The sequence below is a fragment of the Streptomyces sp. NPDC015032 genome, from assembly GCF_043080425.1.
GTDB lineage: Bacteria > Actinomycetota > Actinomycetes > Streptomycetales > Streptomycetaceae > Streptomyces.
This window is the reverse complement of sequence record NZ_JBIBVN010000005.1, coordinates 1-26,431: the sequence shown is the minus strand read 5'-3', so window position 1 is coordinate 26,431 and position 26,431 is coordinate 1. Positions and strand designations below refer to the sequence as shown.

The 26,431-nt window shown below is 71.7% G+C and carries 21 protein-coding genes; 15 read left to right on the top strand and 6 right to left on the bottom strand.

The window, feature by feature from the left end:
• Positions 1-143: 143 nt before the first annotated feature.
• A complete protein-coding gene (locus ACF08M_RS10515; protein ID WP_392184841.1) occupies positions 144-896 on the bottom strand; it encodes a TIGR03089 family protein in 753 nt (250 codons plus the stop codon).
• A gap of 136 nt (positions 897-1,032) precedes the next feature.
• Between ACF08M_RS10515 and ACF08M_RS10510 the strand changes: the two genes are divergently transcribed.
• The 3 genes from ACF08M_RS10510 (at position 1,033) to ACF08M_RS10500 (ending at position 4,942) form a co-directional block, all read left to right on the top strand.
• A complete protein-coding gene (locus ACF08M_RS10510; protein ID WP_392184840.1) occupies positions 1,033-2,487 on the top strand; it encodes a peptidoglycan recognition protein in 1,455 nt (484 codons plus the stop codon).
• Positions 2,488-2,565: 78 nt separating this feature from the next.
• Positions 2,566-3,657, top strand: coding sequence for a sugar phosphate nucleotidyltransferase (locus ACF08M_RS10505; protein ID WP_392184839.1), 1,092 nt, complete (start codon positions 2,566-2,568; stop codon positions 3,655-3,657).
• A gap of 286 nt (positions 3,658-3,943) precedes the next feature.
• Positions 3,944-4,942 (top strand): DNA-3-methyladenine glycosylase family protein, encoded by a 999-nt coding sequence (locus ACF08M_RS10500; protein WP_392184838.1) that lies wholly within the window; start codon positions 3,944-3,946, stop codon positions 4,940-4,942.
• A gap of 30 nt (positions 4,943-4,972) precedes the next feature.
• On the opposite strand, the gene ACF08M_RS10495 is transcribed toward ACF08M_RS10500, so the two are convergent.
• From ACF08M_RS10495 to ACF08M_RS10485, 3 genes are all read right to left on the bottom strand, one after another.
• Positions 4,973-6,298: a coenzyme F420-0:L-glutamate ligase gene (locus ACF08M_RS10495; protein ID WP_392184837.1), complete on the bottom strand. Its 1,326-nt coding sequence runs from the start codon at positions 6,296-6,298 to the stop codon at positions 4,973-4,975.
• Positions 6,295-7,251 (bottom strand): 2-phospho-L-lactate transferase, encoded by a 957-nt coding sequence (gene cofD, locus ACF08M_RS10490; RefSeq protein ID WP_392184836.1) that lies wholly within the window; start codon positions 7,249-7,251, stop codon positions 6,295-6,297. Before cofD ends, ACF08M_RS10495 begins: the two co-directional genes overlap by 4 nt.
• Before the next feature lie 114 nt (positions 7,252-7,365).
• On the bottom strand, positions 7,366-7,905 hold the full coding sequence (locus tag ACF08M_RS10485; protein ID WP_392184835.1) for a cysteine dioxygenase: 540 nt from the start codon (positions 7,903-7,905) through the stop codon (positions 7,366-7,368).
• Between the two features lie 704 nt (positions 7,906-8,609).
• Here ACF08M_RS10485 and ACF08M_RS10480 point away from each other — a divergent pair.
• The 3 genes from ACF08M_RS10480 to ACF08M_RS10470 all read left to right on the top strand — a co-directional run bounded on the left by ACF08M_RS10480 (position 8,610) and on the right by ACF08M_RS10470 (position 14,505).
• On the top strand, positions 8,610-8,873 hold the full coding sequence (locus ACF08M_RS10480; RefSeq protein ID WP_030927001.1) for a WhiB family transcriptional regulator: 264 nt from the start codon (positions 8,610-8,612) through the stop codon (positions 8,871-8,873).
• A 305-nt stretch (positions 8,874-9,178) separates the two neighbouring features.
• Positions 9,179-12,988, top strand: coding sequence for a glycosyltransferase (locus tag ACF08M_RS10475; RefSeq protein WP_392184834.1), 3,810 nt, complete (start codon positions 9,179-9,181; stop codon positions 12,986-12,988).
• Positions 12,985-14,505: a DUF5719 family protein gene (locus tag ACF08M_RS10470; RefSeq protein ID WP_392184833.1), complete on the top strand. Its 1,521-nt coding sequence runs from the start codon at positions 12,985-12,987 to the stop codon at positions 14,503-14,505. Before ACF08M_RS10475 ends, ACF08M_RS10470 begins: the two co-directional genes overlap by 4 nt.
• A gap of 50 nt (positions 14,506-14,555) precedes the next feature.
• Here the strand turns inward: ACF08M_RS10470 and ACF08M_RS10465 are convergent, their stop codons facing one another.
• Entirely contained in the window at positions 14,556-14,984 is a 429-nt protein-coding gene (locus ACF08M_RS10465) for a metallopeptidase family protein (protein ID WP_392184832.1), read from the bottom strand.
• A gap of 319 nt (positions 14,985-15,303) precedes the next feature.
• Between ACF08M_RS10465 and ACF08M_RS10460 the strand changes: the two genes are divergently transcribed.
• From ACF08M_RS10460 to ACF08M_RS10425, 8 genes are all read left to right on the top strand, one after another.
• On the top strand, positions 15,304-15,678 hold the full coding sequence (locus ACF08M_RS10460) for a DUF3499 domain-containing protein (protein ID WP_392184831.1): 375 nt from the start codon (positions 15,304-15,306) through the stop codon (positions 15,676-15,678).
• Between the two features lie 281 nt (positions 15,679-15,959).
• Positions 15,960-17,339, top strand: a complete 1,380-nt coding sequence (locus ACF08M_RS10455; RefSeq protein WP_392184830.1) for a phosphomannomutase/phosphoglucomutase — start codon at positions 15,960-15,962, stop codon at positions 17,337-17,339.
• 159 nt (positions 17,340-17,498) lie between these two features.
• Positions 17,499-17,681: a Trm112 family protein gene (locus ACF08M_RS10450; protein ID WP_018552946.1), complete on the top strand. Its 183-nt coding sequence runs from the start codon at positions 17,499-17,501 to the stop codon at positions 17,679-17,681.
• A 107-nt stretch (positions 17,682-17,788) separates the two neighbouring features.
• Positions 17,789-18,925 (top strand): SIS domain-containing protein, encoded by a 1,137-nt coding sequence (locus ACF08M_RS10445; RefSeq protein WP_392184829.1) that lies wholly within the window; start codon positions 17,789-17,791, stop codon positions 18,923-18,925.
• 78 nt (positions 18,926-19,003) lie between these two features.
• Positions 19,004-20,185: a mannose-6-phosphate isomerase, class I gene (gene manA, locus ACF08M_RS10440; RefSeq protein WP_392184828.1), complete on the top strand. Its 1,182-nt coding sequence runs from the start codon at positions 19,004-19,006 to the stop codon at positions 20,183-20,185.
• An 86-nt stretch (positions 20,186-20,271) separates the two neighbouring features.
• Positions 20,272-21,258, top strand: coding sequence for a cation diffusion facilitator family transporter (locus ACF08M_RS10435; RefSeq protein ID WP_392184827.1), 987 nt, complete (start codon positions 20,272-20,274; stop codon positions 21,256-21,258).
• A gap of 338 nt (positions 21,259-21,596) precedes the next feature.
• A complete protein-coding gene (gene ahcY / locus ACF08M_RS10430; RefSeq protein WP_392184826.1) occupies positions 21,597-23,054 on the top strand; it encodes an adenosylhomocysteinase in 1,458 nt (485 codons plus the stop codon).
• Between the two features lie 206 nt (positions 23,055-23,260).
• Entirely contained in the window at positions 23,261-23,872 is a 612-nt protein-coding gene (locus tag ACF08M_RS10425; protein WP_392184825.1) for a hypothetical protein, read from the top strand.
• Between the two features lie 70 nt (positions 23,873-23,942).
• Here ACF08M_RS10425 and ACF08M_RS10420 read toward each other — a convergent pair whose 3' ends face one another.
• Positions 23,943-24,881: an RDD family protein gene (locus tag ACF08M_RS10420; RefSeq protein ID WP_392184824.1), complete on the bottom strand. Its 939-nt coding sequence runs from the start codon at positions 24,879-24,881 to the stop codon at positions 23,943-23,945.
• Positions 24,882-25,002: 121 nt separating this feature from the next.
• On the opposite strand from ACF08M_RS10420, the gene ACF08M_RS10415 reads away from it, so the two are divergent.
• Positions 25,003-26,010: a stage II sporulation protein M gene (locus ACF08M_RS10415; RefSeq protein WP_392184823.1), complete on the top strand. Its 1,008-nt coding sequence runs from the start codon at positions 25,003-25,005 to the stop codon at positions 26,008-26,010.
• Positions 26,011-26,431: the final 421 nt, after the last annotated feature.

Sequence of the window (26,431 nt, the reverse complement as noted above, 5' to 3'; positions counted from 1 at the left end):
CGCCGGTCGCAGGAGTAGACGGCTGAACCTCACGCTTGGTTGTGTCCCGAGTGGTCTGTACCGCCGATGATGTACCGGAGTTGACGCACAGCCCCGAGGACTCGACCCGGTGTGGGCCGGACGAGTGATCCTCAGGGCGCTTGTCATACCGCGGTGTTGGTGACCCGCTCACTCTCGATGCGCTGGGCGAGTCCTTCTTCGCCCAGCTGTCCCAGGTGCCGGCACAGGACCACGGAACCCCCGGCGGCCAGCGGTGCGAACAGCCCCGCGCTCAGCCCCTCCCAGGTGTCGTACGTACGTCCCGTCAGCAGTCGCGATCCGGCGGTCAGGCCGAGACCGGCCGCATCCTCGCGGGCCCGCGCCACCAGGTGCGCCGCCGTCAGCTCGGCCCCGCCCACCGCCAGCGCGGGAGCGTCCGGATCCACCGGTGCGAACGGGGTGAACCGGTCGCCCTGGCTCGGCACCTCGACCGCGTAGTCCGCGAAACCCTCGGGCGTGCGCGGGAACCTGCCGCCCAGCGGGCGCAGTGCCAGGGCGACCCGCTCGCCGCGGCAGGCGCGCGCCGCCCCCAGCGAGTCCGGGCCGCTGACGACGAGGTCGGCACCGGCCGGGTCGCCCTGCACATCGGCGATCACGCCGACCGAGGAACAGGCGAGCAGCCACACCGCGGACTGCCAGTGCGCGGGCAGCAGAAGGGCGAGCCGGTCACCGGGTTCCGCGGCGAGTTCGCCCTGGAGGAGATTGGCGGTCTTGGCCACCCAATTGGCGAAGGTGGCCACCGACAGTTCGACGCGTTCTCCGGTGGCATCGTCGTAGAAAGTGACCAAGGGGCGGGCCGGATCCGCGGCGAGAGCGGAACGCAGCAGGTCGGCGGGGGTGCGGTCGGTGGCGTTCATCCGCGCAAGAGTACGCGGCGGTGCCCGGCCGGGTAGGGCGGACGGGCACCGGGTGCACCGGTTCGGCAGGCGGCCCGTCAAGGGTGCGGAGATGCCCAGGTGGCCGGAGTTGTCGATTGTGCCCAGGATCATTCGTATGCGTGCCTTCATTGCATCCTCGATCGGTGTCGCCTGCGTGGCGGTTCTCGTGCTGTCGTCGGCCGTGCCCGCGGGCGCCGCCCCCGGCACCCGCACCGCCCCTGCCGGGTCGGCCGAGCCCTCCGACCTGCCGGGCTCGACGGAGTCCCTGCCGATATCGCCCCTGCCGCCCGCGTCCGACCGGGGCACCGACGAACCCTCCCGGACCGCCGAGCCCGCCGAACAGGGGCTGCCCGAACGCGAGGTCCACCCGTTCTCCCTGGTCGGCGTCGTCTGGGACGACATCGGCACCGAACTCCACGGCACCGTCCAGGTCCGTACCCGCACCGCCGGCACCACCCGGTGGTCGGACTGGCAGGACCTGGAGACGCACAACGCCGAGCACGCCGCCGACTTCGGGACCGACGAGCGCGCATCCGGCGCCGTACGCGGCTCCACCGCCCCGCTCTGGGTCGGCGCATCGGACGGCGTCGCGGTCCGCGTGCGCCCGGAGACCTCCGACCCGCAGGACCGGGATTCCGCCGCCGTACCGTTGCCCACCGGCCTGCGCCTCGAACTCGTCGACCCCGGCAAGGACCCGCAACAGCTCCCGGCGTCGGGCCCCGAGGCCACAGGGGCCACCGGGGCCACCGGGGACACCGGGGACACGGGGAACACCGGGGACACGGGGAACACCGGGAACACCGGGAACACCAAGGACGCCTGGAGCACCCCCGATACCACCGACACCACCGACACCGACGGCCGCACCACGCCGCTCGGAGCGAGCGTGCTCCCCGCCCTGAGCAAGGAGGAGTCCGAGGCACGCGGCGAGGCGGATGCCAAGCTCGCGCCCGGCGCCCAGCCGTACATCGGGCCCCGCCCGCGCATCATCACCCGCAAGGGCTGGGGTGCCGACGAGAAGCTCCGGGAGCGGGCCTTCGTGTACACCAAGAGCGTCAAGGCCGCGTTCATCCACCACAGCGCCACGGGCAACAACTACACCTGCTCCCAGGCGTCCTCGGTCCTGCGCGGCATCTACCGCTACCACGTCAAGAGCAACGGCTGGCGCGACATCGGCTACAACTTCGCCGTCGACAAGTGCGGAAACATCTACGAAGGACGTGCGGGAGGCGTGACGAAGGCCGTCCTCGGAGCGCACACGCTCGGCTTCAACTCCAACAGCATGGGCATCGCCGTGCTCGGCACCTTCACCACGTCGAACCCGTCGGCCGCCGCGGTGAACGCCCTTGCGAAGCTCACCGCCTGGAAGCTCGGCCTGTTCGGAGCCAACCCGAGCGGCAAGGTCACGCTCGTCTCGGGCGGCGGCAACAAGTACAAGAAGGGAGCGAAGGCCCGGCTCAACGTCATCTCCGGCCACCGGGACGGCTTCGCAACCGAATGCCCCGGAGCGCGTCTTTACCAGAAGCTCGGCTCGGCGCGGACCAGCTCGGCCCGCCTGCAGGGCCGCTGACCGGAGACGACGAACCGGTTTGCATACACTGGCCAGCCGAAACCAGGCCAGGCCCCACCAGGAAGCAGAGTCAGTGCTGTGACAGAGGCAAGAGAAGCGATCCTCCTGGTCGGCGGCAAGGGAACCCGGCTGCGCCCGCTCACGGTGCACACCCCCAAGCCCATGGTTCCGGCCGCGGGCGTCCCGTTCCTCACCCATCAGCTGGCGCGTGCCCGGGCCGCCGGGGTCGAGCACATCGTGCTCGCGACCTCGTACCTGGCGGAGGTCTTCGAACCGTACTTCGGGGACGGTTCTAAGCTCGGCCTCCACATCGAGTACGTCACCGAACGCGAACCGCTCGGCACCGGCGGAGCGATACGCAACGTCGCGTCCCGTCTCGCCGCAGGGCCCGACGAACCGGTGCTCATCTTCAACGGCGACATCCTCACCGGCCTCGACATCCGGGCGCTGGTCGCCTCGCACACCACCTCCGGAGCGGATGTCTCCCTCCATCTCACCCGGGTCGAGGACCCGCGCGCCTTCGGTCTCGTCCCGACGGACGGCAACGGCAGGGTCACCGCCTTCCTGGAGAAGCCCGAGACCCCCGAGCAGATCGTCACCGACCAGATCAACGCCGGGGCGTACATCTTCCGCCGGGCGGTCATCGACACCATCCCGGCCGGCCGGCCGGTCTCCGTCGAGCGGGAGACCTTCCCCGGACTGCTCGCCTCCGGCGCACATCTCCACGGCATGGTCGACTCCACGTACTGGCTGGACCTCGGCACCCCGCAGGCCTTCGTACGCGGCTCCGCCGATCTGGTCCTGGGCCACGCCCCGTCCCCGGCCGTCCCCGGCCGGTGCGGCGACCAGCTCGTCCTGCCGACGGCCTCCGTGGCCGCCGACGCCAAACTCAGCGGCGGTACGGTCATCGGCGAGGGAGCCCTGATCGGCGGGGGAGCCCGGATCGACGGTTCCGCCGTGCTGGCCGGCGCGGTCGTCGAACCGGGAGCGGTGATCACGGACTCGCTGGTCGGAGCCGGTGCCAGGATCGGCAGCCGTACAGTGATCGAGGGCGCGGTCATCGGGGACGGGGCACAGGTCGGCGCCGACAACGAACTGCGCGACGGCATCCGCGTCTGGTGCGGGGCGGTCCTGCCGGACGCGTCGGTGCGCTTCTCGTCCGACGAATAGGACGAACGGCCGGCCCGACACACAGCCGGGCACCCACCACCGCGCTGACGACCTCGCCCACGATGGTCAGCGGCGTCGCGGTGTCCGGGACCTCCGCCGCCGGCGCTGTCGTCAGTCGCCGACGCTCCTTCCCCGAGCTCTCAGCCGCGTTCGATCGGGGGAGCCCCATCCGATTCCCTCCTCCGCCTTGGATGCGGACGTCCCGGACGCCGCTCCTTCCCCCACTGCCCATCGTGGGCGAGGTCGCTACCCTCGACAGGCACCCCCGACGACCGAGGACCTCACCGTGGCAGGACGATTCGCACCCCGCAGCGCCCCTCGCGGGGCCGTCCCGCAGCAGGCGGCGGCTCCGGTGCCGGACGCGCTGACCCGCGACTGGGCCCCGCCCGGCCCGCTCGACCTGCGCCTGGTTCTCGGCCCGCTGCGCCGAGGCCCCGCCGATCCCACCTTCCGGATGACCCGGAACGGCACGGTCTGGCGGGCCTGCCGCACCCCCGCTGGCCCCGGCACCCTCCGTGTCACGGCCCGGGGCGGCCGGATCGAGGCGGCGGCCTGGGGACCGGGCGCGCCCTGGCTGCTGGACCAGCTGCCGACGCTGCTCGGCGCGGCGGACGACCCCGACGCCTTCCGTCCGCGCCACCGGCTGCTCGCCCTGACCCGGCACAGTCGCCCGGGCCTGCGGCTGCTGCGCACCGGCCTGGTCATGGAATCCCTGATCCCGTCGGTCCTCGAGCAGAAGGTCACCACGGACGAGGCCTACCGCGCCTGGCGCTACCTGGTCCGCACGCACGGCACCCCGGCTCCCGGCCCCGCGCACGACGCCGGTTTCACCGCCCTCGGCCTGCACGTCATGCCGGACGCCCGCACCTGGTCGCTGATCCCGTCCTGGGAGTGGCACCGCGCGGGCGTCGACGCCAAGCGCTCGGCCACGATCCTGCGCGCGGTACGGGCCGCCCGCCGCCTGGAGGAGGCGTCGGCCATGGAACTCCCTCAGGCCATGGCCCGACTGGAACTGATCCCCGGCATCGGTCCCTGGACCTCGGCCGAGACCCTTCAGCGGTCGAACGGCGCGGCCGACGCGGTCACGGTCGGCGATCTCCACCTGCCCGGCATCGTCGGCCACGCGCTGGCGGACAACCGGAACGCCGACGACGAGGAGATGCTGGCCCTGCTCGCCCCCTACGCGGGCCAGCGCCACCGGGCGACCCGACTCATCCTGCTCTCGGGCCGCGTCCCGCCCCGCCGGGCCCCACGCATGACCCGGGGCGACATCGCCCGCCTGTGACGGGGAGACGCCCCCGCCCGCGCCCCCGCCTCACCGCACCGTGATGAACCCCTCCGGATCCCGCCCCGCCCGCGGCACAGGTGCGTCTGCCGGACGTCCCACCGCGACCGCGCCCAGCGGATCCCACGACTCCGGCAGCTCCAGCACCTTCCGCACCACATCGCGGCAGAACATCGTCGACGACACCCACGCCGAGCCGAGTTGTTCGCCCGCCAGCGCCACCAGGAAGTTCTGGATGCCGGCCCCCGCGGCGACCACGAACATCTCGCGCTCCGCCGTGTCCCGCCGCTCGTCGCCGTACGTATGGGAGCCGTCCATCACCAGACACGGCACCACCAGATACGGCGCCCGGCGCAGCACATCGCCCCGCCGTACCCGCTTCGCGATCGACTCCTCGCTCCGGCCGTCCCGGCGCAGATCCGCGATCCAGGCATCCCGCATCGCGTCGAGCAGCCGGGTCCGCGACTCCTCGGACTCCAGCAGGACGAACCGCCACGGCGTCGTGTGATGCGGCGCAGGCGCCGTCACCGCCGCCGCCACGGCCCGCCGCACCGCCTCCGGGTCCGCCGGATCGTCGGTGAACTCGCGCACCGTACGCCGCAGGGTCACCGCCTCCCGTACCGCCTCGGACGTACCGAGCCGGAACATGTCGTCGGCCGCGACCCGTACCATCGCCCGGGCCCCGCCCGCGGCGTCCGTCGGGTCCACGACGTGGCCGAGCCCCCGCACCACCGCGACCGGCAGCCCCGCGGCCTTGCCCTTGACCAGATCACCGGCGGAGGCCAGCTCATCGGCGGTGGCGACCACGGTCGCGCTCAGCGGATTGCCGAACGCGTCCGTACCGCCGCGCAGATCGTCCAGCACCAGGACCCCGGCCGCCCCGATCGCGACATCGGTCAGCCCGTTGCGCCACGGCCGCCCGAAGGTGTCGGTGACGACGACCCCGACCTCGACGCCGAGGGTGTCCCGCAGTCCGTCCCGGATCGCGCGCGCCGAGGCGTCCGGGTCCTGCGGCAGCAACAGCACCGTCCCGGCGGGGGTGTTCGAGGCGTCGACCCCGGCCGCCGCCATGACGAGCCCCTGCCGGTTCTCGACGATCCGCAGCGGGCCGCGCCGCGCCACCACCCGTACCGTCTCGGCGTCGATCGCCGCCTCGCGGTCGGTGGCCTCGACGATCCGGCCCTCCGCCTTGGAGACGATCTTCGACGTGACCAGCAGGACGTCGCCGTCGACCAGCCCCGGTCCGGCCGCGGCGATCAGCTTCGCCAGGTCGTCCCCGGCCTGCACCTCGGGCATCCCGGGCAGCGCCCAGACCCGGTAGGACGGTGCCTCACCGGAGGCCGCCGGGGCGCTCACGCCCGTACCTCCTCGGCCAGCATCAGCGCCTGCCGGGCCATCTCCGCCGTCGTGCCGGCATCGGTCATCATCAGCGGCACGGAACGGCAGCGGATGCCCGCGGCCTCCACCTCGCCGACCGCCCCGGCGTCCACCGTGTCGACGAGCCACCCGTCGAGCAGCCCGGAGCCGTAGTGCCGGGCCACGGCCGACGCCGTCGACTCGACCCCCACCGCGGCGAGCACCTTGTCCGCCATGCCGCGCACGGGCGCGTCACCGACGATGGGGGAGAGGCCGACGACCGGCACCCCGGCCTCGGCGATGGCCTCCCGGATCCCGGGCACGGCGAGAATCGTCCCGACCGACACGACGGGGTTGGACGGCGGGAAGAGGATCACGTCCGCCTCGGCGATGGCCTCCAGCACCCCCGGCGCCGGCTCGGCCTGCTCGGCGCCGACCGGCACGATCGCCCGGGCCTCGACCGAAGCACGCAGCTTCACCCAGTACTCCTGGAAGTGGATCGCCTTGCGCTCGCCGTCCATGTCGACCGCGACATGCGTCTCGACCCGGTCGTCGGACATCGGCAGCAGCCGGACCCCCGGCTTCCAGCGCGCACAGAGCGCCTCGGTGACGGCACTCAGCGGGTAGCCCGCACCCAGCATCTGGGTACGCACGATGTGCGTGGCGAAGTCGCGGTCGCCGAGCCCGAACCACTCCGGCCCGACGCCGTACGCCGCGAGCTCCTCCTTGACGTGGAAGCTCTCGTCCGTACGCCCCCAGCCCTGCTCCTCGTCGATGCCACCGCCGAGGGTGTACATCACGGTGTCGAGGTCGGGGCAGACCTTCAGCCCGAACAGATGGATGTCGTCACCGGTGTTGCCGATCACCGTGATGTCCGCGTCGGGCGCGGCCTGCTTGAGGCCACGCAGAAAACGAGCACCACCGATACCGCCGGCCAGAACCACAATGCGCATGCAGACAGTCTGTCAGGCGGAGCCTGATCGTTGTCGGGGCGGTGGTGGGCGACGGGTGGGCTGTCAGGCGGAGCCTGATCGTTGTCGGGGCGGTGGTGGGCGACGGGTGGGCTGTCAGGCGGGTACGACATCCACGGCTGCCGGGGCGCATTGTGCCGCGTGCATCGGCATCTCGGTCAGACCCGGGTAATAGATGTGCAGACTGACGGCCGGTTCGATGAAGTCGTTGACCACTTCATGCACATAGCCCGGTGCGAAGATGCGCTGCGCACCGGGTTCCAGTGCCCGTGTGCCGCGTCCGGTGTGTTCGGTCAACCGGCCGTCCAGGACGGTCAGTACGCCGGAGGAGAGGCCGTGGTCGTGGCGCCCGCTGCCTTGTCCGGGCACCCAGCTGAGCAGCCACACCTCGTAGCCGAGTGGGGCCTTTCCTGCTCGGGCGGAGCCGGGAGCCCGGGGCACGGCGCGCAGCCGGTGGTACCAGCGGCTGGCGGTGTCGTACCGGACGAGCGGCGCCCACTGCGCGCGGTCGGCGGCGATGGAGCGCGCGAGTCCGGCGAACTCGGCCACGGTGGAGGGGTGCCGGCGGGCCGGCTGCAGGAGGTGCTGGACCTCAAGGATGTCGCCGGCGATCTGAAGGTCGCTGTCGCTGTTCATGGAAGCGGTGGTTCCTCGGCATGGGGGGTGCGTGTGCGGGGTGTCGCGGAGGGGGACCGGAGAGCCGGGGACGCACGGCGAAAGAGCCCTGCGGAGACACTCTGCGGTGAAGCTCGGCGAAGAGAAGCTGGATCAGAGCCGGTGCTCTACGGCATCAACAGCTGTGACAGCTGGAACAGCAACAGCGGGCCTGGACAGCGGTGCGGAACCCACGGGCGTGGGTGGCGTACATCGCTGCGGTCGCTGGCATGCAGTCAAGGAGACCGGCTCGATCCGCCGCTGTCAACCCAATGCCCGATTTGGGGGTAATGTTTCACCTCATCCGGTTGCTGGTGGCAGGGAAAGGTTTGTGCGGTCGCCGTGGTGGAGATGTGGCGCATCAACCGTGTCCGTAAACGCCGTTGGAACCTTGTGACCTGACTGTGATCTTGATCGCTTCGGTGATCGAATCGAAACATGAGGGTGGCCCCGTTCGTCTCTCTCGGTGAGAGGGAGGGCGCGATGGGGCCGACGGCATATGTCAGCTTTTTGGTGATTTGCACACTTTCCGCATACCCTTGGTTCCGCAGAGTGAATACCAGGGCCAATAGCAGATCTTCGCTTGACTGGCCCGGAGCTACACACTTGTAATTTCACTCGTGTCGTTCGGCCGCAATCAGCGACGGCTGCATCACGGGGACGCAAGAGACAGACGAGGGGCGCACATGACCGAGCTGTTCCAGCAACTGCTGGTCGAGGACGCGGACGAGGAACTCGGCTGGCAGGAGCGCGCGCTGTGCGCGCAGACCGATCCCGAGTCCTTCTTCCCCGAGAAGGGCGGATCCACCCGAGAGGCCAAGAAGGTCTGTCTCGCCTGTGAAGTCCGCTCCGAATGCCTTGAGTACGCCCTGTCCAATGACGAACGGTTCGGAATCTGGGGCGGTCTTTCGGAACGTGAACGGCGCCGCCTGAAAAAGGCCGCTGTCTGACCGCGGAGCGCCGCGCACCAGAAGCGCCGCGACCGAACGCCGCGCACCGGACCGCCACGACCCGCACACCGTACCGGGACCGACCACGGCCCGCCGCCTGCATCCTGCCCGCAGGCGGCGGGCCATCACCATGTCCGCCGTCCCTCCGCCGCTGCCCTTCGGCCGCTCGGCGCCGCCATGGTTGTCCTTACCGTTAGTGTGGGGCCCCGTCCGAGACGCGCCAACGCCCCGACGGAGCGCGCGTGTACACCGATGCAGCCCCTGGGGGGACGCCCCCCGGACCTGGCCGGAGGGCCCGTACCTCGATGTCCGTGCACAGCCAACCGGCGGCGCCGTACGCGGCCGCCGCCGCCCCAGAGTTCCCCCGGCATGTCGTCACCGCCGTGCTCGTCTCCCATGACGGCGCACGCTGGCTGCCCGACGCGCTCGCCGGGCTGCTCGGGCAGGAACGCCCCGTACAGAACATCGTCGCCGCCGACACCGGCAGCGCCGACGACTCCGCGCGGCTGGTCACCGAGGCGCTCGGCGCCGAACGTGTCCTCCATCTCGCGCGTCGTACGAGCTTCGGCACGGCCGTCGACGAGGCGACCCGCACGGCCGGCGTCCTCACCCCCGAGGACCTGCCGTACCTGAAGCGCCCCAGCAGCTGGGACCCCGTCAGCAGGACCTGGCGCGACGACGCGTACGACCTGCCCGACCTGCCGCACGGCGAGCCGGTGCAGTGGCTCTGGCTGCTCCACGACGACTGCGCACCCGAGCCCGACGCGCTCGCCGAGCTGCTGAGCGCCGTCGACACCGACCCGCACGCCGCGATCGTCGGCCCCAAACTCCGCGGCTGGTACGACCGCAAGCAGCTGCTCGAAGTCGGCGTCTCCATCGCCAACAGCGGCCGCCGCTGGACCGGGCTCGACCGGCGCGAGCAGGACCAGGGCCAGCACGACCAGGTCCGCACGGTGCTCTCCGTATCCACCGCGGGCATGCTGATCCGCCGTGACATCTGGGAGGAGCTCGGCGGGTTCGACCGCGGGCTCCCGCTGATGCGTGACGACGTCGACCTGTGCTGGCGCGCGCATGTCGCCGGGCACCGGGTGCTCGTCGCCCCCGACGCCGTCCTCCGGCACGCCGAGGCATCCGCGCGCGAGCGCCGCCCCATCGACTGCGCGGGACGCTCGGTCGCCTCCCCGCACCGCGTCGACAAGGCCGGTGCCGTCTACACGATGCTGGCCAACGCACGGGCCAAGGCCCTGCCCTGGGTCATGGTCAGACTCCTCGTCGGCACCCTGCTGCGTACCCTCGCCTATCTCGTCGGCAAGGTGCCCGGCCAGGCCCTCGACGAGGTCGCCGGGCTCTTCGGCACCCTGCTGCGCCCCGGCCGGATCCTCGCGGCCCGGCGCAGCCGCGGCAAGGGCGTCGTCGACCAGGCCGAACTGCGCGGCCTCTTCCCGCCGCCCGGCGCCACCGTCCGCGCCACCGTCGAGCAGGTCGCCGGAAACTTCGGCAGCGGCTCCGACGCCGACCCGGGCGGCTCACGGCACGGCGCCGTGGAGTCCGGCCCCGGCGGTGACGACGCCGACTTCCTGGAGATCGAGCAGTTCGCGCGGCTGAAGCGGATCGGGCGCAAGCCCGGCCCCGTCCTCTTCGCCGTCCTGCTGCTGGTCTCGCTCGTCGCCTGTCGCGGTCTGCTCAGCGGCGGGGCCCTCGCGGGCGGCGCGCTGCTGCCCGCGCCCGCCGACGTCTCCGATCTGTGGGGCAAGTACGCGGACGGCTGGCACACGGTCGGTACCGGCGGCACGCAGACCGCGCCGCCCTACCTCGCCGTGATCTCGGCCCTGTCCGCTCTGTTCCTCGGTTCGACCGGCTTCGCGCTCACGCTGCTGCTGGTCTGCTCGGTCCCGCTCGCCGGACTCACCGCGTACTTCGTCTCCCGGCCGCTGCTCGAATCGAGGCTGCTGCGGGCCTGGGCGAGCGTCGCGTACGCCTTCCTTCCCGCGGCGACCGGCGCGCTGGCGACCGGCCGTCTCGGCACCGCCGTCCTGGCCGTCCTGCTTCCGCTGATCGCCCGCGCCGCCGTCTCCGCCCATGGCATGCGGGCCGGCGGGGATGCGCGCGGCAGCTGGGGCGCCACCTGGACGTACACCCTGCTCCTCACCTTCACGATGGCCTTCACGCCCATCGTGTGGCCGCTCGCCGTGGTCCTCGGCATCGGTGTGCTCGTGCTGCGCCGCGACGACATCGCCGCGTACGGGCTCCGCTTCCTCGCCACGATCGGCACACCGCTGCTGGTGCTCGCGCCCTGGTCGCTCTCGCTCCTCAGCAGCCCGTCCGCCTTCTTCAAGGAGGCGGGCGTGGACCTCGGTACGGGCACGGCCTCCGCATTCGACCTGCTCGGCATCAGCCCCGGCGGCCCCAAGGCCGCGGGCGGAGTGCTGCTGCTCGGCATCGTGTTCGCCGCGCTCGCGGCGCTGCTGCGCGGGGAGCGGCAGTTCGCGGTCCGCACCGCGTGGGCCGTCGCGCTCGTGGCGCTGGTCTTCGCCGTACTCGCCAACGGCTCGGGCTGGGCGGGCCCCGCCACCCTCGTCTACGGCATCGCGCTGATCGCCGCCGCGCTGGTCGGCGCGGACGGAGCCCGGGTGCGCGTCGCCGCACTCAGCTTCGGCTGGCGCCAGCCCGTCGCCGTACTGATCGCCCTCGCCGCGGGCCTCGCCCCGGTGGTGGCCGCCGCCGGCTGGATGATCGGCGGCGCCGACGGCCCGCTGGAGCGCCGCGACCCGGTGCAGGTCCCCGCGTTCGTCGCGGAGGAGAGCACCACCCGCGACCAGCCGCGCACCCTGGTCCTGGGGGGCACATCGCCCGCCGCCGTCCCGTACGCCCTGGTACGCGGCTCCGGCGCGCGGCTCGGCGACGCCGAACTGGCCGAGGCGGGCGGCGGCAACAGCCACCTCGACAAGGTCGTCGCCAATCTGGTCGCGGGCTCCGGCGCCGACCAGGGCAGTCAGCTCAGCGGCTTCGCGATCCGTTACGTACTGGTACGGGACGGCGCTCCGAAGGAGATGAGCCGGGTCCTCGACGCGACCCCGGGCCTCAGCCGGCTGAGCCAGCTGGACGGCAGCGCGCTGTGGCGGGTCGACCGGCAGGTCGCCCGCGTCATGATCGTGCCGTCCGGCGGCGACGACGAATCGCTGCCCGTGGGATCCCTGCCCGTGGAGGCGCACACCAGGATTCCGGCGGGCGGCTCCGGCCGGGTGCTGCGGATCGCCGACGCGGCCGACCCCGGCTGGGAGGCCACGCTCAACGGCCGCGCCCTGCCCCGGAAGACCGTCGACGGCTGGGCCCAGGGCTTCGAGCTCCCGGCCGAGGGCGGCACCCTGGATCTCACGTACAACGCCCCGCTCACCCACACCGCCTGGATCTGGGCCCAGGCCGCGCTGGCCGTGGTCCTGGTGGTCCTCGCCCTGCCGGGCCGCCGCCGGGAGATCGACGACGACCTGCCCGAGGAGGTCACGGAGGTCCCCGCGGAGCCGGTCGCGGGCGAGGGGCGCCGGGCGCGCAGGCTCCGCGCGGCGGCCCGGGCGGAAGCGGATCCGGAGCAGCCCGGGAGCGGGAGCGGCCAGGAAGCACCGGACGCGGCGGGGGAGTACGCTCCCGCGCAACAGGCCGCCGAACCGCAGCCGCATCAGCAGCCGCAGCAGAGCGACGACCCGGACGTCTTCGCCCCGCAGGCCGACAGCGGTCAGTACGCGGCGGTGCCGCAGCAGCAGTACGGCGAATGGGACGCGCAGCAGTACCAGGGCGCCGACTACCAGCAGTACCAGGGCGAGCAGCAGTACCAGGACGGGCAGTACGGCACGCAGCACGGGCACCAGACCGCCGACCCGTACCAGCAGAGCGCCTACGACCCGTACGGCTACGCCCAGCAGCAACAGCAGCAGTACGACCCGCAGGCCCAGGGCCAGTACGCCCCGCAGGTCCCGCAGTACGACCCGCAGGCCCCGTACGCCCCCCAGGCCGACTACGGCGGGCAGGGTCAGTACGACCCGCAGAACCCCGACGAGAACCCCGCCCCGGGCCAGAACCCGTGGCCGACCGGTAACGCATCGCGAGGCGAGTCCGAGTGAAGTCCACCAGCCTGTCCCTCATCGCGGGCACCGTCGCCCTCGCCGCCGTCACCGGGTTCGCCGCGCTCACCGCGCCCGGCGACGGGGGCACGACGGAGGCGAAGGCCGCCACCCGGCTGCCGGTGGAACGGACCAGCCTGCTCTGCCCGGCGCCCGGTCTCTCGGCACTCGCGGAGACGACGTACACGTCCTTCACCCCGGCGGTCGGCAGCGGCGGCGGCGAGGCCGGGACGGCCGAACTGAAGCGGTCCGCGTCCGCCACTGCCGACGACACCACGGCCAAGGACAAGAAGAAGGACGACAAGAAGGCGGATCCCGGAGAGCCGGTCGTCTCCCTCAAGGAGCCCGGCACACCGGCCACCGCCGACGTGTCCGGCTCCGACAAACCCGCCCTGGTCGGCACCGCAACCGGCCGCCTGGCCCCCGGCTGGACCACCCAGCAGACCACCACGGTCGAGGCGGGCACCGGTCGCGGCCTGCTCGGCGTCAGCTGCACCGGACCCGACACGGACTTCTGGTTCCCGGCCGCGAGCACCGCGAAGTCCCGCCAGGACTACGTCCACCTCACCAACCCGGACGACACCGCGGCCGTCGCGGACATCGAGCTGTACGGTCCGGACGGCGCCCTCAAGTCCGATGCCGGCGAGGGCATCACGGTGCCCGCCGGGTCGAGCGTCCCGGTCCTGATCTCCACGCTGACCAGCGAGGTGGTCGAGGACGTGACCGTCCATGTCACCACCCGGACCGGACGCGTCGGAGCCGTCGTCGGGACCGCGGACGAGGAGATCGGCAGCGACTGGCTGGCCGCCTCGGCCGCCCCGGCGGGCTCCCTGGTGCTCCCCGGCATTCCGGCGGACGCCACCTCGGTCCGTCTGGTGGCCTTCGTTCCCGGTGACAACGACGCCGATCTGAAGGTGAAACTGCTCGGCAGGGACGGCGCGATCTCCCCGGTCGGGCACGAGGAACTGCACGTCAAGTCGAAGATGACCGCAGGCGTCGACCTCCAGGACATCACCAAGGGCGAAGCCGGCTCCCTGCTGCTGAGCCCGACCAGGGGCGGAAAGGGCACCCCCGTGGTGGCGGCGCTGCGCGTGGTCCGCGGCAAGGGCGACGGACAGGAGGTCGGCTACATCCCGGCGACCGGTCCGGTGGGCGCCCAGGCGACCGTGGCCGACAACCGGGCCAAGGGGGCGACCCTCTCGCTCGCCGCACCGGGCGCCACCGCCACCGTGAAGGTCACCGCATCCGCGGGCAGCGGCGGCGGCGAACAGGCCGTCAAGACGTACACCGTCAAGGGCGGTACGACGCTCGCGGTGACCCCGCCCGTGCCGGCCGGGCTCAAGGGCGGCTACGCGTTGACCGTCCGGACGGAGTCGGGCGGCCCGGTCCACGCCGCACGCATGCTCAGCCTTCCGCAGGGCGGCGTCCAGATGTTCACCGTGCAGACCCTGCCGGACGACGGCGGAACGGTCGAGGTGCCCGCGACCGAGCAGGACCTGTCGGTCCTGGACGACTGAGCGGGCGGTGCGGGCGGGTGGCGGCCGGTCACCTCGCAGGGACGGCCGGCCTACTCCTGCCCGTACCGCGGATCCACCGACTCCGGCGAGAGCCCGAGCAGTTCCGCGACCTGCTCCACCACGACCTCGTGCACCAGCAGGGCCCGCTCGTCACGGTTCTTGGTACGGATCTCGACGGGCCGTCGGTAGATGACGATCTGCGCGGGCCGGTCCTTCTTCGCGGAGACCGCGCGCCCCAGCGGAACGGTCTCCTCCTGCGTCGCCGGCACGTCCAGAACCATGAAGTCGACATCGGCCAGCTGCGGCCAGCGCCGCTCCAGCCGTTCCACCGAGTCCTGCACGAGATCACGGAAGTTCTCCGCCCTGCTGGCCGAGAGCGGCACCTGGGGCGGGGCGACGGGCCCGCGCATGCCGCGGCCATGGCGGTCACGACGGCGTGGGCGCGGCTCGGACGGGTGGGGCGGTACGGGACTGTCCACTGACGCAGGGTAACTCGCTGCGGCGCAGGCGGATCGACGCTCCCTGACAGGTCGTCGGCATGTCCAATCCTGAACAATTCGGCCAGACAGAAGCCCGTTTCAAGCCCAGCTCCTGACCGCCGCTCTCTTGGTGAATGACCGCTTCCGCGCCGAGCGGTGACCGGAATTGTTGCCGGTGCGACCCGTGCCGCCGCCTTCCTTCGCAGGTCAGAAGGGCCGTCCGGAAGGCGGTTGTGCCGGAGGTCACAGGGCGACACGGTGGGGTGACCTGAGGGAGAGTCGTCGCAGCCCGCTCAAGAGTGCGGTACCGTCCAACATCGTGAGCCCTGTACGTCGCTGTTCGCGCACCGCGTGCGGCCGCCCTGCCGTCGCGACACTGACGTACGTCTATGCCGACTCGACTGCGGTCCTCGGCCCGCTCGCCACCTATGCCGAGCCCCACTGCTACGACCTCTGCGCCGAGCACAGCGAGCGGCTGACCGCACCACGTGGCTGGGAGGTCGTCAGGCTCTCCGACCCCTCCGCTCCCACCCGCCCCAGCGGTGACGATCTCGAAGCGCTCGCCAATGCCGTACGGGAAGCGGCGCGGCCGCACGACCACGACGGCAGGAGCGGCGGTGGCCCGCAGACCGCGGATCCGAGGGAGGTCGCGCGCCGCGGCCATCTGCGAGTGCTGCGCTCACCGGACTCCTGAGCCCTGCGGTGTGCGGCGTTCTGTCCCGCACTCCGCTGTGATGCCGGATGCCCGGAGCGGTCCTGATGCCGGTACCGGGTGCCCGGCATGATCCGGACGAGAGGCCCTGAGGCCTGACGATCGCGCGGTGATCGAGGACGCGGCAACCGCCCGCCCCGCTCACCGCGCGCAGCCCCCGACACCGCCCGGCCGGGCACCGCACGGCCACCGGGCCACGCGGTCCGCGCGAGCCGCCGCCGGGTAGTTTGGGCGGTCCGCAGAAATCTCAGGAGGACCGGCCCGTGGCTGCTGATCTGTCACAGATCGTGAAGGCGTACGACGTGCGCGGGGTGGTGCCCGACCAGTGGGACGAATCGCTGGCCGAACAATTCGGGGCGGCATTCGTCGAGGTCACGGGCGCGGACGCGATCGTGACCGGCCATGACATGCGGCCCTCGTCGCCCGGTCTCTCGGGTGCCTTCGCACGCGGTGCGGCGGCGCGCGGCGCGGACGTCACACTGATCGGTCTCTGCTCGACCGACCAGCTGTACTTCGCCTCCGGCAGCCTGGGCCTCCCCGGCGCGATGTTCACCGCCTCGCACAATCCGGCGCAGTACAACGGGATCAAGCTCTGCCGGGCGGGCGCAGCACCCGTGGGCCAGGACACCGGGCTCTCTGAGATCCGCGCCCTGGTCGAGAAGTGGTCCGAGACCGGTGCGCCGCGACCGGCGGCCACCCCCGGGACCGTCACCGAACGCGAGACGCTCCCCGACTACGCCGCGCACCTGCTGTCCCTGGTGGACCTCGCATCGATCCGCCCGCTGAAGGTCGTTGTCGACGCGGGCAACGGCATGGGCGGCCACACCGTCCCCACCGTCTTCGCGGACCTTCCCGTCGACCTCGTGCCGATGTACTTCGAGCTCGACGGCACCTTCCCCAACCACGAGGCGAACCCGCTCGACCCGAAGAACCTCGTCGACCTCCAGGCCCGGGTCGTGGCCGAGGGCGCCGACCTGGGCCTCGCCTTCGACGGCGACGCCGACCGCTGCTTCGTCGTCGACGAACGCGGCGCGGGCGTCTCCCCGTCCGCGATCACCGCCCTGGTCGCGGCCCGGGAACTCGCCCGCAACGGCGGCAAGGGCACCGTCATCCACAACCTGATCACGTCCCTCACGGTTCCCGAGGTCGTCCGCGAGAACGGCGGCACCCCGGTCCGCACCCGCGTGGGCCACTCCTTCATCAAGGCGGAGATGGCCGAGCACGGCGCGATCTTCGGCGGCGAGCACTCGGCGCACTACTACTTCCGCGACTTCTGGAACGCCGATACGGGCATGCTCGCCGCGCTCCACGTCCTGGCCGCGCTGGGGGGACAGCGGGGCACACTGTCGGAGCTGGTCGCCCAGTACGACCGCTACACCGGATCCGGCGAGATCAACTCCACGGTCACCGACCAGCCGGGCCGCACGGCGGCGGTACGCGAATCCTTCGAGACCCGCGACGGAGTCACGACCGACGACCTGGACGGCCTGACGGTCACGGCCCCGGACTGGTGGTTCAACCTGCGAGCCTCGAACACGGAACCCCTGCTGCGACTGAACGTCGAGGCCCGCGACGAGCGGACGATGACGGCGGTACGCGACGAGGTACTGACGTTGATCCGGTCCCAGGAACAGACTTCGTAGGGGCGGCGCGGCCGGACGGGCCGGGCGATTCGCCCCTGCCCGGGCCGCGGCCCCCGGCCCCTGCCCGCTCCGCACCCTCCACATCCCGGCGGTAGGCTGACGTCGCCCGATCCGCGTGAACCCGAACCGCTTGTTCGAATGCCTGAAGGGACTCACCCCATGCCGCTCGAAGCCGGCCTTCTGGAGATCCTCGCCTGCCCGGCCTGTCACTCTCCGCTCGACGACCGGTCGGCAGCCGACAGCCCCGAGCTCGTCTGCACCGGCAAGGACTGCGGCCTGGCCTACCCGGTACGGGACGGCATCCCCGTCCTCCTCGTCGACGAGGCCCGCCGCCCCGCGTAACGGCACCGCGTCCCGCCACGCGCAGCGGCACCCGCCACGCCCCGCGCAACGGCATCCGCGCCCCGCACCCCGCACGGTGATCAGCACGTGATCGGAGGACCGTCCCCATGCTCGACGAGTCGCTGCTCGACGCCCCGGATTCCCTGGCCCGAGCCGACCGCCGCGGCCTGCTCCGCGGCGCCGCCGAGGCCGGGGCCCGGGTCCGCACCGCCGCCCGGCACGCGGCGGAGGCCGGAATCGCCGCGCTGAACCCGGAAGGCCGCCCCCGTGCCGTACTCGTCGCGGGTTCCGGCACCGCCGCGTCCGGCGTCACCGACCTGATCACCGCCCTGGCAGGCGCCTGGGCCCCCGTCACCCGCATCCGCCCCACCGGGGTCGCCGCCGCCGCGGGCGCGATGCGCTGGACGCTGCCCGGCTGGGCCGGCTCCGTGGACCTGCTGCTGATCGTCACCGCCGACGGTTCCGAGCCGGGCCTCTCCCTCCTCGCCGAACAGGCGTACCGCCGCGGCTGCAGCGTCGTCGCCGTCACCCCCCACCGGTCACCGCTGCGCGAGGCGATCGACGGGGCACACGGACTGGTCGTGCCGATGGCCACCGCCCCGCACGGGGAGTACGACGCCGAGACATCGGCGGCGGGTCCCGGCACGCTCTGGGCCCTGTTCACCCCGCTGCTCGCACTGCTCGACCGGGTCGGCCTGGTCACCGCACCGGCCGAGGCGCTGCAGAGCGTCGCCGACCGCTTGGACCGCACCGCGGAACGCTGCGGTCCGGCCATTGCCACGTACAGCAACCCGGCCAAGACGCTCGCCGCCGAACTCGCCGACAGCCTGCCCCTCATCTGGACGGAGGGCGACGCGGCGGCCCCGGTCGGCCGCAGATTCGCCGCGGTCCTGGCCGAGCTGTCCGGCCGCCCGGCCCTCGCCGCCGAGCTCCCCGAGGCACTTCCCGCCCACGGCGCGCTGCTGGCGGGCACCTTCGCCGCCGGGGCCGACCCCGACGACTTCTTCCGCGACCGGGTCGAGGAGGCGGAGCCCCTGCACGCCCGTGTCGTGCTGCTCCGCGACCGCCCCACCGGCGGCCTGAGCGCCGGTCCCGCCGCCCGGGAACTGGCCCTCGGCCACGACACGGCGATCAGCGAACTCGAACCGGAGGAGGGCACCGAACTCGAAGCCCTCGCCGAACTCCTCGCGGTCACCGACTTCGCCGCCGTCTACCTGGCACTCGCGTCGGCGGCCCGTGCCTGACGCGTGTGCCCGGCCCCACCGGACCACACCCCGTCGGCACCTCACCCCCCGATCCACGCACCTGACAAGGACGAACCCATGGACCGGCTCTCCAACACCGTGCGCCCCTATGCCTGGGGCTCCACCACCGCCATCCCCGAATTGCTCGGCATCGCCCCCACCGGCGAACCCCAGGCGGAGATGTGGATGGGTGCCCACCCCGGAGCGCCCTCGCGCCTCACCCGTGTGAACGGCACCGGAGAGACCGGCCCCGAGCAGTCCCTCACCGAGGTCATCGCCGCCGACCCCGAGCGCGAACTGGGCCGGGCCACGGTCGAGAAGTTCGGCCCCCGCCTGCCCTTCCTCCTCAAACTGCTCGCAGCCGGCGCCCCGCTCTCCCTCCAGGTCCACCCCGACCTCGCACAGGCCGGGCAGGGCTACGCGGACGAGGAACGCCGGTCCGTCCCGATCGACGCCCCCCACCGCACGTACAAGGACGCCAACCACAAGCCCGAGCTGATCTGCGCGCTCACCCCCTTCGCCGGCCTGTGCGGGTTCCGCAGGCCCACCGAGGCGGCCGAGACGATGGCGGCACTCGGCGTCGACTCCCTGAAGCCGTACGTCGACCTCCTCGGCGCCCACCCCGAAGAGGCGGCGCTGCGCGAGGTTCTCACCGCGATCCTCGGCGCCGACCGGACGGAAACGGCCGAAACGGTGAACCGGGCGGCCGAGGCCGCCGAACGTCTCGGCGGCGCGTACGCCCCGTACGCCCGGATCGCCCACCACTTCCCCGGCGACCCCGGCGTCATCGCGGCGATGCTGCTGAACTACGTGGAACTCCAGCCCGGCGAAGCCCTCTTCCTCGGCGCGGGTGTCCCGCACGCCTACCTCGACGGCCTCGGCGTCGAGATCATGGCGAACTCGGACAATGTGCTGCGCTGCGGGCTCACGCCCAAGCACATCGACGTACCCGAACTCCTGCGCATCGTCCGCTTCGAGGCGACCGACCCCGGTGTCCTGCGCCCCGAGGCGTCACCGTCCGGCGAGGAGCTCTACGAGACGCCCGTGGACGAATTCCGGCTCTCGCGCTTCGACCTGTCGCCCGGCGCCGCCCCCGTCGACCTGACCGGGAACACCCCGCAGATCCTGCTCTGCACCGCGGGGAGCCCGAAGGCGGGCCCCCTCGGTCTCACGCCCGGCGAATCGGTCTTCGTGCCCTCCGGCGAGAAGGTCGAAGTGTCCGGTACGGGAACACTGTTCCGTGCCACAGTGGTGGCCTGACGCACCGCCCGCACCAGCGGCTGCAACAATGTCCGGCCGTACCGCGGCGCCAGGCCGCAGCACCGAAGAAGGGACACCAGGCACCCATGAGTGCGTCAGGCGGAACCAAGGCGATCGTGGCGGCACTCGGCGCCAACCTCGCGATCGCAGTGGCCAAATTCGTGGCGTTCCTGTTCAGTGGCTCGTCGTCGATGCTCGCGGAGAGCGTCCACTCGGTCGCCGACTCGGGGAATCAGGGCCTGCTGCTGCTCGGCGGCAAGAAGGCCCAGCGCGAGGCGACCCCTCAGCACCCCTTCGGTTACGGCCGCGAGCGCTACATCTACGCCTTCCTCGTGTCCATCGTGCTGTTCTCCGTCGGTGGCATGTTCGCGGTGTACGAGGGCTACGAGAAGATCAAGCACCCGCACGAGATCGAGGCCTGGTACTGGCCGGTCGGCGTGCTCGTCTTCGCGATCGTCGCCGAGGGCTTCTCCTTCCGTACGGCCATCAAGGAGTCCAACGAGACCCGCGGATCGCTCTCCTGGAGGGAGTTCATCCGCCGGGCGAAGGCCCCCGAACTCCCCGTCGTGCTCCTGGAGGACTTCGGCGCGCTGATCGGTCTGGTGCTCGCCCTCGCCGGTGTCGGCGTGTCCCTCGCGACCGGCAACGGTGTCTGGGACGGCATCGGCACCCTCTGCATCGGCATCCTGCTGATCGTCATCGCGATCGTCCTCGCCGCCGAGACCAAGTCCCTGCTGCTCGGCGAGGCCGCCGGCACCGACCAGGTCGAGAAGATCAAGGCCGCGGCCGTCGACGGCGACACGGTCACCGGCGTCATCCACATGCGTACGCTCCACCTCGGTCCGGAAGAGCTGCTGGTCGCCGCCAAGATCGCGGTGCAGCACGACGACACGGCCGCCGAAGTGGCCAACGCCATCAACGCCGCCGAGACCCGGATCCGCGCGGCCGTCCCGATCGCCCGGGTCATCTATCTGGAACCGGACATCTACAGCGAGGCGGCCGCCGCGGCCGGCACCAACCCCGGCAAGACCCCGGGCGGAACCCCGGACACCCCGACGGACCCCGACCACTGACCCACTCACGTACCCCACGGGCCCACCCACCACCGCACTCACACACCTCCCGTTCCGATCGCCCGCTCCGGTGACCCGTCACCCGGCACCCGTTCCCGGAGCGCCCTTCCGGCCACCTCCCTCCTGGGCGGGCTGGGAGCGACTGGGCCGGTCGGTGTAGATTCGATGGCAGTGTCAGACGTCGCTGCTGATGGCGGTCGATCGGTCCGTACGCGCGGACCGGCCGAGGGAGAGAGGGCCTCCGACGGACTGCGCTGCGAGCGCCCGGGCATTCGTGTGCCCGCCGCCGCAGAGCCAGCCGTGCCCACCTCGACACCCATTACGAGGAGCAGCCCGTTATGACAACGGTCGCCAATCGACAGGACTTCAAGGTCGCCGACCTCTCCCTCGCGGCGTTCGGCCGCAAGGAGATCACCCTCGCCGAGCACGAGATGCCCGGCCTGATGTCGATCCGCAAGGAGTACGCCGCCGCGCAGCCGCTGGCCGGCGCCCGCATCACCGGTTCGCTGCACATGACCGTGCAGACCGCCGTGCTGATCGAGACCCTGGTCGCGCTCGGCGCCGAGGTCCGCTGGGCCTCCTGCAACATCTTCTCCACCCAGGACCACGCCGCCGCGGCCATCGCCGTGGGCCCGAACGGCACCCCGGATGCTCCTGCGGGCGTCCCGGTCTTCGCCTGGAAGGGCGAGACGCTCGAAGAGTACTGGTGGTGCACGGAGCAGGCCCTGACCTGGCCGAACACCCCCACCGGCGGCCCGAACATGATCCTCGACGACGGTGGTGACGCCACCCTCCTCGTCCACAAGGGCGTCGAGTTCGAGAAGGCCGGAGCGGCCCCGGACCCGTCGACCGCGGACAGCGAGGAGTACGGCCACATCCTCACCCTGCTGAACCGCACCCTCGGCGAGTCCCCGCAGAAGTGGACCCAGCTGGCGTCCGAGATCCGCGGTGTCACCGAGGAGACCACGACCGGTGTGCACCGGCTGTACGAGATGCACCGCGACGGCACCCTCCTCTTCCCGGCGATCAACGTCAACGACGCCGTCACCAAGTCCAAGTTCGACAACAAGTACGGCTGCCGCCACTCCCTGATCGACGGCATCAACCGCGCCACCGACACCCTCATCGGCGGCAAGACCGCGGTCGTCTGCGGCTACGGCGACGTCGGCAAGGGATGCGCGGAGTCGCTGCGCGGCCAGGGCGCCCGCGTGATCATCACCGAGATCGACCCGATCTGCGCGCTGCAGGCGGCGATGGACGGCTACCAGGTGACCACCCTCGACGAGGTCATCGACAAGGCCGACATCTTCGTCACCACGACGGGCAACAAGGACATCATCCTGGCCGCCGACATGGCCAAGATGAAGCACCAGGCCATCGTCGGGAACATCGGCCACTTCGACAACGAGCTCGACATGGCCGGCCTGGCGAAGATCGACGGCATCGTCAAGGACGAGGTCAAGCCGCAGGTCCACACCTGGACGTTCCCCGACGGCAAGGTCCTCATCGTGCTGTCCGAGGGCCGCCTGCTGAACCTGGGCAACGCCACCGGCCACCCGTCGTTCGTGATGTCCAACTCGTTCGCGGACCAGACCCTGGCCCAGATCGAGCTGTACACCAAGCCCGAGGAGTACCCGACCGATGTCTACGTGCTGCCCAAGCACCTGGACGAGAAGGTCGCCCGTCTCCACCTCGACGCGCTCGGCGTGAAGCTGACGACGCTCCGCCCCGAGCAGGCCGCCTACATCGGTGTCGAGGTCGAGGGCCCGTACAAGCCCGACCACTACCGCTACTGATCCGATCCGCTCCCGGTCCGGCCCGTCGTTGAGCGAGCCCCTCACCACGGGAGAGGGGCACCCGGCCGGCGACGGCCGTCGTCACCACGGCCGCTGACGGGACGGACCAGCCTCAGCAGCAGCTACGAGCGCAGGCCCCCGCACCCCCGTGTCGGGGGCCTGCCCCGTACCGCACCTGCTCAGTCCGAGGAACCTCGAAGGACCCCATGCCCCGCGGCCGATATTCGCTCCACGATCTCCACGATCACACCCTCCTCGGCGAAGAACACTTCCAGTGCGCCCCCGGCCCCTCCGGCTGGCGCTACGTCTCCCAGATCACCGCCCCTTCCGGCGACCACCTCGGCTCCGTCGACCTGACCCTCGACGAACTGGGCCGTCCCATCCGCCTCGAACTCCACGCCGCGAGCTGGCAGGTCCGCGGCGCCGCCCTGGACGGCGTCACCTGGGTCCGTACCGACCCGACCGGAACCCATGCCACCGAAGGCAATGCGCGCGCCCACGCCTTCACCGGCACGTCCCCCGCATTTCTCGTCGCGACCTCGCGACTTCTGCGCCTCACCCCCGATTCCCCCGCGACCCGCGTCCGCCTGGTCGCCTTCACGGACCCGGTGCTCGCCCCCCGTACCGTCGACCAGTCCTGGGCCCTGGTGAACAGTGAAGCGCACGCCACTGACAACGGCCCTCTGATCGTGGACGAATACCAGGTCAGCGCCCTGGATACCGGCGAACAGCACACCGTTCACATCGCCGGCGACGTGGTCCTCTCGGCACCCGGCATCGAACTCGAAGACCTGGAGTCCTCGCCCTCACCGCGCTAGCCGGGGGCCTCTCGTCTGGATCACGCCGGGGTCGCGGGGCCAGGATCCGGCCTGATCCAGACGAAAGTCCCTAGGCGGGCGGCGCGAACCCCGTCGCCGCGGGCGCCGCCCCGCCCTTCTGTACCGCCGGGACCGCGGGAGCGCCCGCCGCCGTACCTCCCGCGGACGGCACGGACCCCACCGGCGGGGAAGCAATGGCCCGACCCTCCACCGCCCCGCTTCCCACCTGCCCGGCGCGGCCCTGAGCGGCACCGTCCCGAGCGGCGACGAACACGCGCCGCGCATCCCGCGCCTGCCGCTCGTTCACCACCGCCGCCAGATACGCCCCGGCCTGCACCCCCTCGGGCACCGGAACCCCCGTCTGCGCCGCCAGCTCCCCGGCCAGCCGCTCCGCCATGGACAGACCCACCTGCGCGTCGAGCTGATGCATCCGCGTCAGGTACTGGCGTATCGCCAGCCACAGGCCGTCCGGCACCGCCGACAGATCCAGCCCCCCGAACCGCCCGACCAGCCACGGCGGGGGAGGCGGCACGGCCACCGCTCGCCTCGCCGGCACCCGCTCCCGTACGACGAGCGTCCCTGCGAACACATCCCCGAGGCGCCGTCCCCGCGCCGACACCAGCGAAGCGATACAGGCGACAACCCCGAACGTCAGCAGAATCTCGATGACCCCCATGGCCCCGCGCACCAGCGCGTGCCGGAAACGGATCGGCCCCCCGTCGTCCCGGACCACGCGCAGCCCGCACGCCAGCTTTCCCGGCGAACGCCCATGGCTGAGGGTCTCCACCGCGATCGGCCCGCCCACCAGCACGAGCAGAAAGGCCGCCACGGATATTGCCGCGAGCGCCGCGTCGTCCAGCGTCGCCGTGGCCATGGCCAAGCCGATCGACACCAGAACGAACGCCGCCCCCACCACGGCGAGGTCGATGGCCAGCGCCAGCGCCCGACTCGGCAACTTCGCGGGCCGCAGCCCCAGTACGACCGCGTCCCCGGTCACGAGCTCAGTCATCGCCGCCCCATCCTTCGCCCGGTCTTCTCTGCCCCTCGGGACGTCAGTCTGCCAAGCTGACCGGCAACGCGCCGCCGTAGTACGAACCCGTACGCACCCATGCCTGGAGCAGCAGCCGACCATGGATCTCGACGTATTCGTGACCGCCCACCGCACCGAGTGGGCCCGTCTGGACCACCTCCTGCACCGCGGGCGCCGCCTCACCGGCGAGGAGGCCGACGAACTCGTCGAGCTCTACCAGCGCACGGCCACCCATCTCTCGCTTCTCCAGTCCGGCGCTCCCGACCCGGTGCTCACCGCGCGCCTCACCCAGCTCGTCGCCCGTGCGCGGTCCACGGTGACGGGCACCCGCCGAGCCTCCTGGCGCGACGCCACACGCTTCCTGACAGCCGGTTTCCCCGCTGCGGTCTACCGATCCAGGCACTGGTGGATACCCACGGCGGTCCTGGCCACGTTGCTGGCCGCCGTCATCGGCTGGTGGATCGGCACGCATCCGGAAGTGCAGTCGGCCATCGCGGCTCCGGACGACCTCCGCCGCCTGACCAGCCCGGGCGGGGAGTACGAGACCTACTACTCCAGCCACCCGGCCGCGTCGTTCGCTGCCCAGGTATGGACGAACAACGCCCAGGCCGCAGCCATGTGCCTGGTCCTGGGAGCGTTCCTGGGCATCCCGGTGATCTGGATCCTCTTCCTCAACGTGCTCAACATCGGGGTCGGAATCGGCCTGATGTCCTCGGCCGGCCGTCTCGACACCTTTCTGGGGCTGATCCTCCCGCACGGCCTGCTGGAGCTCACCGCCGTCTTCGTCGCAGCCGGTACGGGCCTGCGCCTCGGCTGGACCGTCATCGACCCGGGACCGCACACCCGCCGCGCGGCCCTTGCGCAACAAGGCCGCGCCGCGATCGGCATGGCCATCGGCCTCGCCCTGGTCCTCTTCGTCTCGGGTGTCATCGAAGGCTTCGTCACCCCCTCCGGTCTTCCGACATGGGGACGCATCACCATCGGCATCACGGCCGAGCTGGCCTTCCTCGCGTACGTCTATGTCCTGGGCGGCCGCGCAGCCCGAGTGGGTGAGCGGGGCGACATCGATCCCACAGAACGCAGTGCCGAGCTCCCGGCCGCAGCCTGATGTGCGTGCACCCCCGCTGACCTGCTAGTCTGCTCTTCGCCCCGAGAGACCGTTGACACGGCCGATCTGGGGAGGTAGATTTTAACGGTTGCGTCGGACTGGACAGGTCCGAACCCAACGGTTAATATCTTCCTCGCTCTCAACGGAAATGGAATTTCCGCAGAGCCATTGATTCTCTCATTCCGGAACATGTAGCCGATCAGTTCGGTCAAATGATTCTGGTAAAGTCGAGTCAGCCGAAAGGCAAGGCCTCCCCAATAGGCCACCGGAATTCATATTCGGACCGGAAACGGAACGAAAAAGAGTCTGGTAAGGTTGGAACCGCTGGAAAGGGAAACGCGAAAGCGAAGAACTGGAAAGCAGCCCCGCTTCGACCGGGAATCGGACACGAAAGAGTCTGATAGAGTCGGAAACGCAAGAC

Coding starts and splice junctions, on each gene's coding strand:
- ACF08M_RS10515 (WP_392184841.1), bottom strand. CDS start 896: ATGAACGCCACCGACCGCACCCCCGCCGACCTGCTGCGTTCCGCTCTC.
- ACF08M_RS10510 (WP_392184840.1), top strand. CDS start 1,033: ATGCGTGCCTTCATTGCATCCTCGATCGGTGTCGCCTGCGTGGCGGTT.
- cofD (WP_392184836.1), bottom strand. CDS start 7,251: ATGCGCATTGTGGTTCTGGCCGGCGGTATCGGTGGTGCTCGTTTTCTG.
- ACF08M_RS10485 (WP_392184835.1), bottom strand. CDS start 7,905: ATGAACAGCGACAGCGACCTTCAGATCGCCGGCGACATCCTTGAGGTC.
- ACF08M_RS10480 (WP_030927001.1), top strand. CDS start 8,610: ATGACCGAGCTGTTCCAGCAACTGCTGGTCGAGGACGCGGACGAGGAA.
- ACF08M_RS10475 (WP_392184834.1), top strand. CDS start 9,179: ATGTCCGTGCACAGCCAACCGGCGGCGCCGTACGCGGCCGCCGCCGCC.
- ACF08M_RS10450 (WP_018552946.1), top strand. CDS start 17,499: ATGCCGCTCGAAGCCGGCCTTCTGGAGATCCTCGCCTGCCCGGCCTGT.
- ACF08M_RS10445 (WP_392184829.1), top strand. CDS start 17,789: ATGCTCGACGAGTCGCTGCTCGACGCCCCGGATTCCCTGGCCCGAGCC.
- manA (WP_392184828.1), top strand. CDS start 19,004: ATGGACCGGCTCTCCAACACCGTGCGCCCCTATGCCTGGGGCTCCACC.
- ACF08M_RS10435 (WP_392184827.1), top strand. CDS start 20,272: ATGAGTGCGTCAGGCGGAACCAAGGCGATCGTGGCGGCACTCGGCGCC.
- ahcY (WP_392184826.1), top strand. CDS start 21,597: ATGACAACGGTCGCCAATCGACAGGACTTCAAGGTCGCCGACCTCTCC.
- ACF08M_RS10425 (WP_392184825.1), top strand. CDS start 23,261: ATGCCCCGCGGCCGATATTCGCTCCACGATCTCCACGATCACACCCTC.
- ACF08M_RS10420 (WP_392184824.1), bottom strand. CDS start 24,881: ATGACTGAGCTCGTGACCGGGGACGCGGTCGTACTGGGGCTGCGGCCC.
- ACF08M_RS10415 (WP_392184823.1), top strand. CDS start 25,003: ATGGATCTCGACGTATTCGTGACCGCCCACCGCACCGAGTGGGCCCGT.